Genomic DNA, 13,564 nt, shown 5'->3' on the forward strand with positions numbered 1-13,564 from the left:
GCCTGACCACTTGACAATAAATGGCAATCATTATCATTAAGATCTTATGGTATTGATATTATTGAGTTATTTGTTTTTAAAAAGAGGCTCCCGCGCGAAGCGGGAGTGGGGGGATCAGGGCTTGAGCAGTTGCAGCGACTCTTCTGCTGCCTTGCCTTGAGAGAGGGTTATATCGACCCGGCGATTCGCCTGGCGATGTTCGGGGGTGTCATTGGCAAAGCGGGGTTGGGTGTCGGCAACACCCTGAGCGATGACTCGTCTGGCATCCAGCTGGGGGTTAGCCAGCATGGTTTGCACGATGGAAGAGGCCCGCAGCACCGAGAGCTCCCAGTTGTTGCGATAGAGCTCCACCGGCGCTTGGGAGTTGTCGGTATGACCGGTGACCACTACCTGCCCCGGGATATTGGCCAGAATGCCGGCGATCTTATGGACCAGCGGGATGAACTGGGGTTGCAGGAACGCCGAATCGGAGGGGAACAGCGCCTTCTCGCCGATGCGGATCACCAATTGACTGCCGAGTTGCTCGACCTCGAGATCTTTCGATTCAATCTGGGCCTTGAGCTGTTGCTCAAGCTTCTGCTTGGTCACCTGCACCCACTCCTGCTCCTGGGTCTTATGGGGCCAGGATTCGGTGGCGCTCGGCTTTTCCGAGGCACCTATGGTCTCGTTGAAGGGATCCGATGCCGCCATGGGGGCATCTTTCTCCAGCACAGTCTCTTCTTTCGGGCTGCTTGGCGTGGTCTTCGATTCCGGTTCAAGAATCCCTGTGCCCCCCTGCATCAAGGGTGAGCCGGCAGGCGGGGAGATGAGGCCGATTTTACCCAGCGACTCGATAAAGCCCTGGATAAGCACCCGGGTTTCGGACTGCTTGGCCATGGCAAAGGAGTAGAGCACCACAAACAGGGCGAACAGCAATGTCATGAAGTCGGCATAGGAGACCAGCCAGCGTTCGTGGTTCTCCGGCGCTTCAGCCTTTTTCTTTTTCGCCACCATGGCCTCCCAGATAAGGTTCGAGGGTCACTTGCAGGCGTGCTTGGGACTCGCCATCCACGATGCAGAGAATGCCGGTCAGAGTCATCTCCTTGTAGTGGCGGATCTGGTGGGCAAACCCCTTGTAGCGGTTGCCGAACGGCAAGAAGATCAGGTTGGCGGCGGATACCCCGTAGATGGTGGCGATAAAAGCCACCGCAATGGCGCCACCCAGCTTGTCGGGGGCATCCAGCAGACCCATGGCGTGGATCAGGCCAAATACCGCGCCGACGATCCCCATGGTCGGGCAGTAGCCGCCCATGGCTTCATAGAATTTGACCGTCTGTTCGAGATCTTCCTGTTCAAATTCGATCTCGTTCTCCAGCACCTCGTGGATTTTGTTCTTCTCGTAGCCATCGACCATCATCTGCACCCCCTTCTTCAGGAAGGGATCCTTGATCTCCTCGATCATCCCTTCCAGCGCCAGCATGCCGCTGCGGCGAGCATTGCCTGCCAGGGTCTCCAGCAACTGGGCCTGTTCCAGCATGTCGAGTTTGAGGGGAGAGAGCAGCCATTTGAAACGCTTCATGGTGCTACCGACGACAGAGAAGGGGAACTGGGTCAGCGCAGCGCCTATGGTGCCGCCGATCACGATGAGGAATGCGGGCAGATCGAGCAGTGCACTGGGGTGACCACCCTCGATCATGTTGCCGCCAAGGATGGCGATCAACGCCAGCACCAAGCCAATCAAGCTCATTTTTTACACGTCCCTGTATGTTGATAATGGCTAGTGTAGCTAGTTAAGTATCAGTTTTTCAAAATGATATCCAATCGCTGAACAATTAATCGGCGTGGTATGTGGCAGCGGGTGTCGCGCACAAAGCGGGGAGAGGCAAACGTTGTTATGGCATCAGTGGCGAGAGACTGACTAAGAGCGAAACAGTCTGCGGCTACTATAGTGCGCAATCATCCAGAGCCGGGAATCCATGAAGCACAATAAAGATCTTCTCCTCTCGGGACCATATCCTGGTGATTAGGTGACGTCATCATCAAGAAGGCGACCATCAGGTCGCCTTCTTGTTTCGTATTTTGCAGTATATGGCTCGATGTCAGAGGGGCGATCAGAGCACCATGGCTGCAATCCAGCCGAAGATCACCAGCGGGATGTTGTAGTGAATAAAGGTGGGCACCACGCTGTCCCAGATATGGTCGTGCTGGCCATCGGCGTTGAGGCCGGATGTCGGGCCCAGGGTAGAGTCGGAGGCCGGTGACCCCGCATCCCCCAGCGCGCCAGCGGTACCGACCAGCGCGATGATCGCCATCGGTGAGAAGCCGAGCTGCAGACAGAGCGGCACATAGATGGTGGCGATGATGGGCACGGTGGAGAAGGAAGAGCCGATCCCCATGGTGATGAGCAGGCCCACCAGCAGCATCAGGAAGGCGGCGATCCCCTTGTGCTGGCCGATGCCGGAGGCGACCACCTGTACCAGAGAGTCGACCCCGTGGGTTGCCTTCATCACCGCGGCAAAACCGGCGGCGGAGATCATGATGAAGCCGATCAGCGACATCATGCGCACCCCCTGGGTGAAAGCATCCTGGCTTTCGCGAAACTTGATGACGCCGCCGCAGGTGAAGATGACAAAACCGGCCAGCGCACCCAGTACGATGCTGTTGGTCATCAACTGCAGCCCCAGTGCTACACCAATGGCCAGCAGGGCCACCCAGATATGAGTGAGGTTGAGCTCGACCGCTTCGGGCTCGGCATCCAGGATCTTGGCCAGATCGTACTGGCGCGGTTTGCGATAGCTGATGAATACCGCAATCAGCAGGCCCAGTACCATACCGGCAACCGGAATGGCCATCGCCAGCGGGATCTGGCTGGTGGTGATGGGCACGCCGTTATCGATCAGGTTCTTGGCCAGAATGTTGTTCAGGAAGATGCCGCCAAAGCCGACCGGCAGCACCATATAGGTGGCGGTCAGGCCAAAGGTGATGACACAGGCCACCTGACGACGGTCGATCTGCATCTGCGCCATTACATGCAGCAGCGGCGGGATCAGAATGGGAATAAAGGCGATATGAACCGGGATCAGGTTCTGGGACGAGATGGCCACGGCCAGCACGGAAGAGAGCAGCAGGGTTTTAACCCACATGATGCGGGTCGAGCTGGCATCCTTGCCCAACTGGCTGATCACCTTGCGGGCCAGCAGGTCGGTGATCCCGGAGCGGGAGATGGCAACCGCAAAGGCGCCCAGCATGGCGTAGGAGAGGGCAATCTCGGCACCACCGCCCAGGCCACCACTGAAGGTGGTAAGGGTATCGGTCAACGACAGCCCGCCCACCAGGCCGCCAGCAATGGCCCCCAGCGCCAGCGAGACCACCACATTGATCCGCAGCAGACTGAGCACCAGCATCAGCCCGACTGCGATAACAACAGGATTCATTTGATTTCCTTATAGTTTGTTATTGCTGTCTGTCATGTGAAGGGGAGTTAGTTTGCGAAAAATGTGACAAATGTCGAGTAAAAAATCAGTCAAACCCCTCATATCGCAGCAGCATGTGGCACAAGGTTGCTCAACATGAGGGTTTGTGACCTGTTTGTCTCTGTGCATCCCGTGCGCAGCGGTGGATAGTGACGTTGATAGCGATTTCCGGTGCGCCGTGCAATCAATCACTTCCCTAAAAAGCGAAGGCTGCCAGTGGCAGCCTTCGTCCGTTTATTCTTGTCCCTCATCGTCGGCAGGGGCATCGGTTGTGTCATCATCCGGATGCGCTGGCGGCCATCCCCCCATGCTCTTCCAGCGGTTGACGATATGACAGAACAGCTCGGTGGTGCGCTCGGTGTCATAGAGAGCAGAGTGCGCCTCTTTATTGTCAAACGGGATGCGGGCGCTCTGGCACGCTTTGGCCAGCACGGTCTGACCCAGCGCAAGCCCGGAGAGGGCGGCGGTGTCGAAGGTGGCAAACGGGTGGAACGGATTGCGCTTGAGGCCTGCTCGTTCGGCGGCGGCCATCACGAAGCCGTGATCGAAGGTGGCGTTGTGGGCCACTATGATGGCGCGGCCGCAATCCTGCTCCTTCATCCCCTTGCGGATCCCCTTGAAGATCTCGGTCAGCGCCTCTTTTTCCGAGACAGCACCACGCAACGGGTTGTAGGGGTCTATGCCGGTGAACTCCAGCGCGGCCTTTTCCAGATTGGCCCCTTCGAAGGGCTCGACATGAAAGTGGAATACCTGATCGGGAACGAGCCAGCCCTGCTCATCCATTTTCAGGGTGTAAGCCGCGATTTCGAGCAGGGCATCGGTCTTGGCGTTGAACCCGGCTGTTTCAACATCGATGACGACGGGGTAAAAACCACGGAAACGGCCCTTGAGGGTATGAACTGCGTCGGTCATGGGATCTCGGTCGGGATAAAATGAGGCGGCATTATGGCAAAAAAGCACAGGCTTGTCCTCCCATCCCACGCAGTTGGCCGCGGCAAGATGGCGCGCGATTCAATATCTGTGCAGCCACCAGCGGGCGGCAATCAGCGCCGTGAGCGTACCCAGCAGGGCGCTGGCCAGCACATCCACCGGCCAGTGCATCCCCATCACCATGCGCGACAGACCAACCCCCAGCGCCCACAAAGGCAGCAGCCAGACGCCTGTGGGGGCGCGGGCCAGCCAGATAAGGCCGAAAAATTGGGCCAGGCTGATGGCGGCGATACTGTGGCCGGAGGGGAAGGCGTAGTTCACCTCGGCCTGCCAGTGGTGGCCGAGCCACTCAGGCAGGGCCAGCAACTGGCTGGCGGCATGAACCTGTTCACTGCGCACATCGATGCTACTGGCGTAGAAGTGCTTGATGGCCGGGATCAGCGACTGACTCTCCAGCCAGATCAGATAGGGTCTGGGCTCTTCGGTCAGGTGTTTGATCAGGCTCTTGAGCACCCAGTCGCTGGCGAGCAGGGCTGCCAGCGCGCATCCCAGCGCAATGAAGGGGGTCAGCTTCAGTTTGAGTTTGTAGCGGGTCAGCAACAGCAAGAGGGCGCCACTGACCCCGATCCCGGGAATATCGACCATGCGGGTGAGGGCGTATGACCACCATAGCCAGCCTGATTGCAGGGAGTCGATCAGAAAAGGCTGCCAAGGCAGGGTGGCGAGCAGCAGCAGGGGCAGGATCAGCAGGGCAGTGAATCCAAGCACCTGACTGCGGGTGAGTGAGGAGACAGAGAGCGACGAGAAATGTGGCGGCATGGTGGGTGTGGTCGATCGCGAAAAAGAGGGGCATTGTGCCACCGTGACATGCCCGGACAAAGCCGATCAGCACGTTTGTTACCTCTGCTTACACATTTGTGGCGACATCCTCGGTTTGAACAGCAGGAGAGAGTGGCCACCGAACAATGTGGTCCCCTTTCGTGCCTGATTGCATCACAGGCTGAAATCTCGGGCGGCTTTGCGCTAGAATGGCGCCCCCGTGGCGGTTGTGACCAAAGAGAGCCCGATGAAGATAGTCGTTGATGAGAATATGCCCCATGCCGTGGAGCTGTTTGCCGAATTTGGCGAGGTGATCCCCTTGCCCGGACGGCAGATGCAGGCCCGCGATCTGCTCGATGCCGATGTGCTGCTGGTGCGTTCGGTCACCCGCGTCAACGGCGATTTGCTGGCGACCAGCCCCAAACTCGGGTTTGTCGGCACCGCCACCATAGGCACCGACCATGTGGACAAGGCGTTGCTGGCAAGCCGCAATATTCCCTTCTTCAGCGCCCCCGGTTGCAACAAGTATTCGGTGGGGGACTATGTACTCTCAGCCCTGCTGGTGCTGGCGGAGCGCTACGAACTTGACCTCTCGGCCATGACGCTGGCGGTGATTGGCGCGGGCAATACTGGCGAGTGTGTGGCTGGCAAGGCCAAAGCGCTCGGCATGCGGGTGCTGCGCTGCGATCCGCCCAAGGCGCGGGAAAATCCCGCAGCGGGTTTTGTCGATTATCAGGCCGCCCTTGGCGCCGATATTGTCAGCTTCCACGTGCCCATCACACGCGAAGGAGTGGATGCCACCTACCATCTGCTCGATGCCGAACAGATTGCCGCGCGCCCTGCCGGACAGATCCTGATCAACGCATCCCGTGGCGAGGTGTGGGATAACCGGGCCCTGCTGGCGCGCCAGTTGAGCGATAAACCATTGCGACTGGTGATGGATGTGTGGGAGAACGAGCCCGAGCCACTGTCTGCGCTGGTGCCCCATACCGAGATTGCCACCCCCCATATCGCTGGTTACAGCCTGGAGGGGAAGGCCCGCGGTACCTGGATGCTCTATCAGGCGCTCTGCCAGCAGTTGGGACGCCAGCCTCGTCAGGATTTGAGTCAGCTGTTGCCTGCCCCCGATGTGCTGGCGCTGGTGCCGGGCCGCGCACCGGATCAGGCGCTGATCAAGCAGCTGGTGCATCTGGTCTATGATGTGCGCCGCGATGATGCCCGTTTCCGGGCCCGACTCGGCTTGCCCGGCAGCTTTGACGAGCAGCGCAAACACTATCCAGAGCGCCGTGAACTATCCTCCCTGCAGGTTGAGGGGGCGTTTGCCGACCAGGCGCTGGGCGAGCTGGGATTTGCGCTGTCACGCCCCTGAGTTGGGGACTAGGAGTTGGAAGATAACCGGAAGGGGTGAGCCGTACTGGCTACCTCGAACCCATTTTTTACTGAGCTGGCGCAGATGCTACTGCGCCAGCTCAGCCATATCAGGCAGCGTCATCTCGCCGTGCGGGAGCCTGCCGACCATGGTGCCACCCGGCGCCATTGCAGCATTATCAGAGGAGAACAGAATGAGCCAGCAGTTTAACGTAGCGGTATTGGGTGCCAGCGGCGCCGTGGGTCAGGCGATGATCGAGATCCTGGAAGAGCGCGAATTTCCGGTAGCGACCCTCTATCCGCTGGCTTCCAGCCGCAGCGCCGGTGATACAGTGCGCTTTGGCGGCAAGAACCTCGAGATCCTCGATGTGGAGGAGTTTGACTGGAGCCAGGTGCAGATCGCACTCTTCTCCGCCGGTGCCGAGGTATCTGCCAAGTGGGCGCCGATTGCTGCCGAGCACGGTTGTATCGTCATCGACAACACCTCCTGCTTCCGTTACGACGAAGATATCCCGCTGGTGATCCCGGAAGTGAACCCGGATGCGCTGGCCGATTTTCGCAATCGCAACATCATCGCCAATCCCAACTGCTCCACCATCCAGATGCTGGTGGCCCTGAAGCCGCTGCACGACGAAGTGGGCATTGCCCGCATCAACGTGGCCACCTATCAATCCGTGTCAGGCTCCGGCAAAGAGGGGGTCAGCGAGCTGGCGGGTCAGACCGCTCATCTGCTCAACGGTCGTCCGGTGGAACCGACCCTCTATCCGCAACAGATCGCCTTTAACCTGATCCCGCAGATCGACAGCTTCACCGACAACGGCTACACCCGTGAAGAGATGAAGATGGTGTGGGAAACCCAGAAGATCCTCGGCGATGCCAACATTGCCGTGAACCCCACCTGCGTGCGGGTGCCGGTCTTCTACGGCCACGCCGAGGCGGTACACGTCGAGCTGCACCAGCCGCTCGATGCCGAACAGGTCAAGGACCTGCTGCGCAATGCGCCGGGTGTGACCCTGTTTGATGACGAAGGGGACTATCCGACCCCGGTGCGTGACGCAACCGGCAAGGATGAGGTGCTGGTGGGTCGGGTGCGCCAGGATATTTCTCACCCGAGTGGTATCAATATGTGGATCGTGGCCGATAACGTTCGTAAGGGCGCGGCAACCAACAGTGTACAGATTGCCGAGCTGCTGGTTCGCGACTATCTGTAAGGCTGGTCAGATGCCACAGATGGGCAGCAGGGAGTGCTGCGCATCCGGCCTGTGATAAATCGGGGGTGTGACCCATGCCGCACTCCGTCACTTCAAGATTCTGTTGCGATATCAACTGATTAAGTTTTTTCCTACACTCAGAGACAAGTCGGGTGCTAAATGTGTCGGACTACTGGCTTGCGACGCGAGCCTGATTTATATTGAACCGACTGTTTTGGGGTAACTATCCAGATTTTTCAATGTGATAGGGCCGTCATACGAAGGAACGAATATGGGACATTCCCGCATAACATTGGCAACGCTACTCGCATTGGGTCTGCTGGGCTCCGTCCAGGCTGAAGACGCTGCGCGGGAGCCTTTTTTTGTCGAGCTAAAAGGCCCTGACGAGCCCGCACCTCCAGCCGTCAATTCCCAGCCGCTGGCGCAACCGGTCGCCAGACCCGTGGCGCAACCGGTACGTGCAACCGCCCAGCCGGTGGTACGTCAGGTCACGGCCAATGCCGGTAATTATGGCCCTGTTCGTCCAACCGATACCCTCTGGAGTCTGGCGAGCAAATACCGTCCTTCCAGTAGTGTCAGCGTCTACCAGACCATGGTGGCGATCTACGAGAAAAACCCCCGCAGTTTTGCCGATGGCAATATCAACCACATTCTGGTGGGGTCACGCATCCTGCTGCCGACCGTGGCCGAAGCGAGCGTCATCACCGACGCTCAGGCGCGAGCCAGATTCCGCAGTGACAACGCCAGCTGGAAGGGGCTGAGTCCCAAGTATCTCGCCGAGAAGCAGGCCCATGGCGCCAAACCGGCGGCCAAGCCCGTGAAGGTTGAGACTGCCAAAGCCGAACCGGTGAAAACCGCGCCAGCTCCCTTGCCTGCGGCAAAAGCGGCACCCATTCCTGCTCCTGTCGTAGCACCGCAACCGTCTGCTGAAACCAAAGATGTTGTCAAGGCGAGCGAGCCTGCGCCAAAAGAGGCGGTGGCCCCAGTCCCAGTCCCGGCGACGAGCGCCGCAGCAAGCACCACACCGGCGCCTCTGCCTTCCGATCTGGAAAAACCGGTGGGCAAACCGGCCACCGAGATGGCGCTGGCACTGGAAGATGCCAATGCCCAGCTCGGTCAGGTGACCGAGATGAACCACAGGCTCAAACTGCGCCTGCAATCTCTCACCGAAGAGGTCGAGACCCTCAAGGCCCAGTTGCAGGATCAGACCGCGCTGCAAAAAGAGCTCGCCGAGCTGAAGGCCAGACCTGTCCCCCCCGTGGTGGCAGAGCCTGAACCCAAGCAGCACTGGCTGATGGAGCTGCTCTCCTCACCGCTCAACCTTGCCATGATCATCCTGCTGCCGGTGCTGCTGGTATTGGCGCTGGTGACCCTGTGGCTGCGGGCCCGTGCCCGTCGCGAGCTGGAGGAGCAGGAGAAGAGCCTCTCCGAGTCCACCGCCATGATGATGGATCAGGAGCAGAGCGAGTTTGACGATCTGCTGAGTGTCGATGTGACCGACAACGAGCCGGTACGCCCGGTGCCGGATCTCAATACCCCTGATGGCTTTATGCCGGTCGAGCCAGATGAACCGGCTAAAAAGCCGGATGTTGATCTGGTTTTCAGCGACGATGGCGAGATCGATCTGCAAGGTTTCGAGCCGGAGCGAATGGCTGCCCAGTCAGCCAGTCGTGACCCGGATCTGGTGCCGGATCTCGATCTCTCGCTGGATGAGCCTGTCGCGTTGGCCAATGAACCCGACATGGATCTGGCCAGCGAGTTCAATCCCAAGTCCAGGGATGCTGATGAGCTCATGAGCGAAGAGGAGCTGCAGGCAGCCCTGTTTGCCGAGCTGGATGCGGATCTTTCGGCTGATCTGGAACCGGAGTTGAGTGCAAGCAGCAAGAGTACGGCTGCTGATGATCTGGCCAGTTTTGATCTGGGTGATTTTGAAAATGAGCTGGATAAACCGGCTGCGGGCGAGGGCAATAATGCCATCGACTTGAGCGTGGATGGTTCGGCTGATGATATGTTGGCCGAGTTGGGGCTTGAGCCAACCAAAGGCAAGGAGACCGAGCTCGATCTTGAGTGGGATCCCAACGAACTGGCGCTCTCCGATTTCGAGGATGCCTTTACCGAAGTGGAGTCTCATCCGGCAGAATTGCAGCCAAGGGAACAGGCCCAGGCAAGCGGTTACGTCGAGATCGACAAGCTGCTGGCCGATGCGGATGCCACCGCGCCGGAGCAGGAGCCCTATCAGGGTCTCTCGCTGGACGTGGGGCTCGATGGTTTCCCCGAGGTGTTGCCTGAATCCACCGGCTTTGATGTGGATGCCGATGACGGCGGTGTGGGGGCCAAGCTGGATCTGGCCCGCGCTTACCTCGAGATCGACGACAAGGATAGCGCCCGCGAGCTGCTGCAAGAAGCGGCAGAGCAGGGCACCGAGCATCAGCGTGCCGAGGCAGAAAAACTGCTCAAGCGGTTGGGGTAAAATTGTCCCTGTCGCGGGATCAGCAAGAAGGGGGCAGCCATTGGCTGCCCCCTTCTTCATGGCAATTTGCACAGGGTGAATTCTCCGCCCATGCAAGCCAATCAGGCGGTTTGTGGGACTTTTCGAGTTGAGCGCGTATAATCCGCCCCGTTTCTTTCACTGCGTTTCACAACAAGACAAGTTTATCCATGCGAATTGCCCTAGGTATTGAATATGACGGCAGCCGGTATTTCGGTTGGCAGCGTCAGCGTGAAGTGATCAGCGTGCAGGAGGAGTTGGAGAAGGCCATCAGCCGGATCGCCAACCACCCTGTCTCCATCCAGTGTGCCGGGCGCACCGATGCCGGCGTCCATGCGACCGGCCAGGTGATCCACTTCGATACCGAGGCGAACCGTGCCGAAGGGGCCTGGACCCTGGGGCTCAACTCCAACCTGCCGCCGGATATCGCCGTGCGCTGGGTCAAGGAGGTGGACGAAACGTTCCACGCCCGCTTCAGCGCCACCGCCCGTCGCTACCGTTACGTCATCTACAACCACAACTTCCGTCCGGCGATCCTCGGCAGTGGCGTCAGCCACTACCACGAGACCATCGATGCCGAGTTGATGCACCAGGCGGGCCAGAGCCTGCTGGGGGAGCATGACTTCAGCACCTTCCGTGCCGTCGCCTGCCAATCCAACACCCCGTGGCGCAATGTGACCCATCTGTGCGTCAGCCGCTCCGGCCCCTACATCGTGCTCGACATCAAGGCCAACGCCTTCCTGCACCACATGGTGCGCAATATCACCGGCTCCCTGCTGCTGGTGGGGCAGGGGCTCAAACCGGTGGAGTGGATTGCCGAGGTGCTGGCTGCCAAGGATCGCAATCTGGCCGGGCCGACCGCCAAGGCCGGTGGCCTCTATCTGGTCGACGTGGATTACCCGGCCGAGTTTGCTCTGCCGCAGTTGCCGCTCGGCCCGCTGTGGCTGCCGGACTCGGCACCGGGTACGACCAGTTTTTAGTAACTGCGCCCGAAAAATTGTGGTTTAATGACCCGTCATTTGTTGCCATCGAGCTATTAAGTCATTGAACAATCTAGGCTCGATGCGTTTTGTCAGGCACAAAAGCATTAAGGAATTCCATGAGCTGGCTTGAGAAGATTCTTCCCAAGAGCAAGATCACTGCACCCCGTCGTCACAACATTCCGGAAGGGGTGTGGACCAAGTGCAGTGCTTGTGAACAGGTGCTCTACCGGGCAGAGTTGGAGCGCAACCTCGAAGTGTGCCCCAAGTGTGATCATCATATGCGCATCAGCGCTCGCGCCCGTCTCGAGAGTTTCCTCGACGAGCAGGGTCGTACCGAGATCGGTGCCGAGCTGGAGCCGCAGGATGTACTGAAATTCAAGGATTCCAAGCGCTACAAGGATCGTTTGTCTGCCGCCCAGAAAGCGACAGGAGAAAAAGATGCGCTGGTGGTCATGAAAGGGACCCTCAAAGGGGTGCCGGTTGTCGCCTGTTCCTTTGAGTTCTCCTTTATCGGTGGCTCCATGTCCTCCGTGGTCGGTGCCCGCTTCGTGCGCGCTGTCGAGGAGTGCATCAAGGAGGGCCGCGGTCTGGTCTGTTTCTCCACTTCTGGTGGTGCCCGCATGCAGGAAGCCCTCTTCTCCCTGATGCAGATGGCCAAGACCAGCGCGGCGCTAGACCGACTCTCCAAGGCTGGCCTGCCCTTTATCTCTGTGCTGACCGACCCCACCATGGGGGGCGTTTCCGCCAGTCTGGCGATGCTGGGTGACATCAACGTGGGCGAGCCCAAGGCGCTGATCGGTTTTGCCGGCCCGCGCGTTATCGAGCAGACCGTACGCGAGAAACTGCCGGAAGGCTTCCAGCGCTCCGAATTCCTGCTGGAGAAGGGGGCCATCGACCTGATTATCGATCGTCGCGACATGCGTAACCGTCTGGCCAGCCTGCTCGCCAAAATGCTGAATACTCACGTCATCGAAGAGTGAAGATGAGTTCAAACATGCAACAATCCCAAAGCCGGTCGCTTGTCGACTGGCTTTCTTATTTGGAGCAGATCCATCCGGTCAATATCGACATGGGTCTGGATCGGGTCGGTGCCGTTGCCCGGCGTATGGGGCTGACCCAACTGCCGTTCAAGGTGATCACGGTGGCGGGTACCAACGGCAAGGGCTCCAGCTGTGCCATGGCGGCCAGCATTCTGATGGCCGCAGGCTATAAGGTCGGCGTCTACTCCTCTCCCCATCTGCTGCGCTTTACCGAGCGGGTGCGGATCAACGGGCAAGAGCTACCCGACAGCGATCACTGCGCCGCTTTTGCCGAGGTGGAAGCGGCTCGCGGCGAGATTGCCCTCACTTTCTTCGAGTTCGCGACACTGGCTGGGCTGTGGCTGTTTCGCCGCGCCGCGTCCGATGTGCTGCTGCTGGAGGTGGGGCTGGGTGGTCGGCTCGACGCCACCAATGTGGTGGAGTCCGATGTGGCGATGATCACCTCCATTGCCCTCGATCACTGCGACTGGCTGGGTGATACCCGTGAAGCCGTGGCGGTGGAGAAGGCTGGGGTCTATCGCGCCGGCAAACCCGCCATCAGCGGTGAGCCCAATCCACCTGCGACTATCGCGAGCGAAGCACAGCGTCTTGGCGCCAACCTGCGTCAGGTCGGTCTCGATTTTCGTGGCGATGAGCACGAGAGCGGTTGGGATTATCACGGCCTCAACCAGTGGCGGGATCTGCCAAAACCGGCGCTGCCGCTGATGAACGCGGTGACCGTGCTGGCGGCGCTGGAATCCCTCGGCTTGCCGCTGCCGGAGTTCGCCATTCGTGACGGGCTTGCCAATGCCCGGCTGGCTGGCCGGATGCAGCAGTTGCAAAGTGCGCCGCTGGTGATCGTCGATGTGGCCCATAACCCCCATTCGGCAGCCTATCTGGCCGCGCAATTGCGCAAGATGCCCTGCACGGGTGTGCGCCGTGCCGTGGTCGGCATGCTCAAAGACAAGGACATGGCGGGGTCACTTGCTGAGCTCGAGGGTCTGATCGGCGAGTGGTATCTGGCCAGCCTCACCGGCCCGCGCGCCGCCACCGCTGCGCAACTGGCTGCGGCGTTGGGAGAGGGCAAGGGGCCTGCCAGGGAGTTTGATGATGTCAGCGCCGCTTATCAGGCAGCGTTGGCCGCATCGAGTCCGGACGATATGGTCATTGTGTTTGGTTCGTTTTACACTGTCGCCGACATTCTGGCGGGTGTCGCCGTCTAGGCCACGCCCCGGCTCCCCAGCCCTCGGGCGGGGAGCCAAATCGCATATTGAGTTACGTAAAGGTAGGATTC

11 protein-coding genes are annotated in these 13,564 nt (G+C 59.6%); 6 read left to right on the forward strand and 5 right to left on the reverse strand.

Annotated elements, in window-relative coordinates; genetic code table 11:
* Positions 1–114 precede the first annotated feature (114 nt).
* The 5 genes from G5380_RS00755 to G5380_RS00775 form a co-directional block, all read right to left on the reverse strand.
* The gene (locus G5380_RS00755) at positions 115–993 is read right to left on the reverse strand and encodes a flagellar motor protein MotB (protein WP_421204749.1); all 879 of its coding nucleotides are present in this window, start codon (positions 991–993) and stop codon (positions 115–117) included.
* Entirely contained in the window at positions 968–1,726 is a 759-nt protein-coding gene (locus G5380_RS00760) for a flagellar motor protein (protein WP_335843154.1), read from the reverse strand. The genes G5380_RS00755 and G5380_RS00760 overlap by 26 nt, the downstream gene beginning before the upstream one ends.
* A gap of 364 nt (positions 1,727–2,090) precedes the next feature.
* The gene (locus G5380_RS00765; protein WP_005344933.1) at positions 2,091–3,413 is read right to left on the reverse strand and encodes a Na+/H+ antiporter family protein; all 1,323 of its coding nucleotides are present in this window, start codon (positions 3,411–3,413) and stop codon (positions 2,091–2,093) included.
* 273 nt (positions 3,414–3,686) lie between these two features.
* On the reverse strand, positions 3,687–4,364 hold the full coding sequence (gene rnt, locus G5380_RS00770; RefSeq protein ID WP_005333780.1) for a ribonuclease T: 678 nt from the start codon (positions 4,362–4,364) through the stop codon (positions 3,687–3,689).
* 99 nt (positions 4,365–4,463) lie between these two features.
* Complete coding sequence (locus G5380_RS00775; RefSeq protein WP_421172205.1) at positions 4,464–5,201, reverse strand: phosphatase PAP2 family protein; 738 nt, start codon at positions 5,199–5,201, stop codon at positions 4,464–4,466.
* 247 nt (positions 5,202–5,448) lie between these two features.
* Between G5380_RS00775 and G5380_RS00780 the strand changes: the two genes are divergently transcribed.
* The 6 genes from G5380_RS00780 (at position 5,449) to folC (ending at position 13,493) form a co-directional block, all read left to right on the forward strand.
* Positions 5,449–6,570 carry a 4-phosphoerythronate dehydrogenase gene (locus G5380_RS00780; RefSeq protein ID WP_421352207.1) on the forward strand — a complete coding sequence of 374 codons (1,122 nt, stop codon included), beginning with the start codon at positions 5,449–5,451 and terminating at the stop codon, positions 6,568–6,570.
* 193 nt (positions 6,571–6,763) lie between these two features.
* Positions 6,764–7,780 (forward strand): aspartate-semialdehyde dehydrogenase, encoded by a 1,017-nt coding sequence (locus G5380_RS00785; protein WP_421204753.1) that lies wholly within the window; start codon positions 6,764–6,766, stop codon positions 7,778–7,780.
* A 271-nt stretch (positions 7,781–8,051) separates the two neighbouring features.
* Positions 8,052–10,250, forward strand: coding sequence for a FimV/HubP family polar landmark protein (locus tag G5380_RS00790; protein ID WP_421352208.1), 2,199 nt, complete (start codon positions 8,052–8,054; stop codon positions 10,248–10,250).
* Positions 10,251–10,438: 188 nt separating this feature from the next.
* Entirely contained in the window at positions 10,439–11,248 is an 810-nt protein-coding gene (gene truA / locus G5380_RS00795) for a tRNA pseudouridine(38-40) synthase TruA (RefSeq protein ID WP_216953903.1), read from the forward strand.
* 119 nt (positions 11,249–11,367) lie between these two features.
* Entirely contained in the window at positions 11,368–12,231 is an 864-nt protein-coding gene (accD, locus tag G5380_RS00800; protein ID WP_005344944.1) for an acetyl-CoA carboxylase, carboxyltransferase subunit beta, read from the forward strand.
* A 2-nt stretch (positions 12,232–12,233) separates the two neighbouring features.
* Positions 12,234–13,493: a bifunctional tetrahydrofolate synthase/dihydrofolate synthase gene (gene folC / locus G5380_RS00805; protein ID WP_421352209.1), complete on the forward strand. Its 1,260-nt coding sequence runs from the start codon at positions 12,234–12,236 to the stop codon at positions 13,491–13,493.
* Positions 13,494–13,564: the final 71 nt, after the last annotated feature.

Source organism: Aeromonas sp. 604443 (assembly GCF_049170315.1).
GTDB lineage: Bacteria > Pseudomonadota > Gammaproteobacteria > Enterobacterales > Aeromonadaceae > Aeromonas > Aeromonas veronii_A.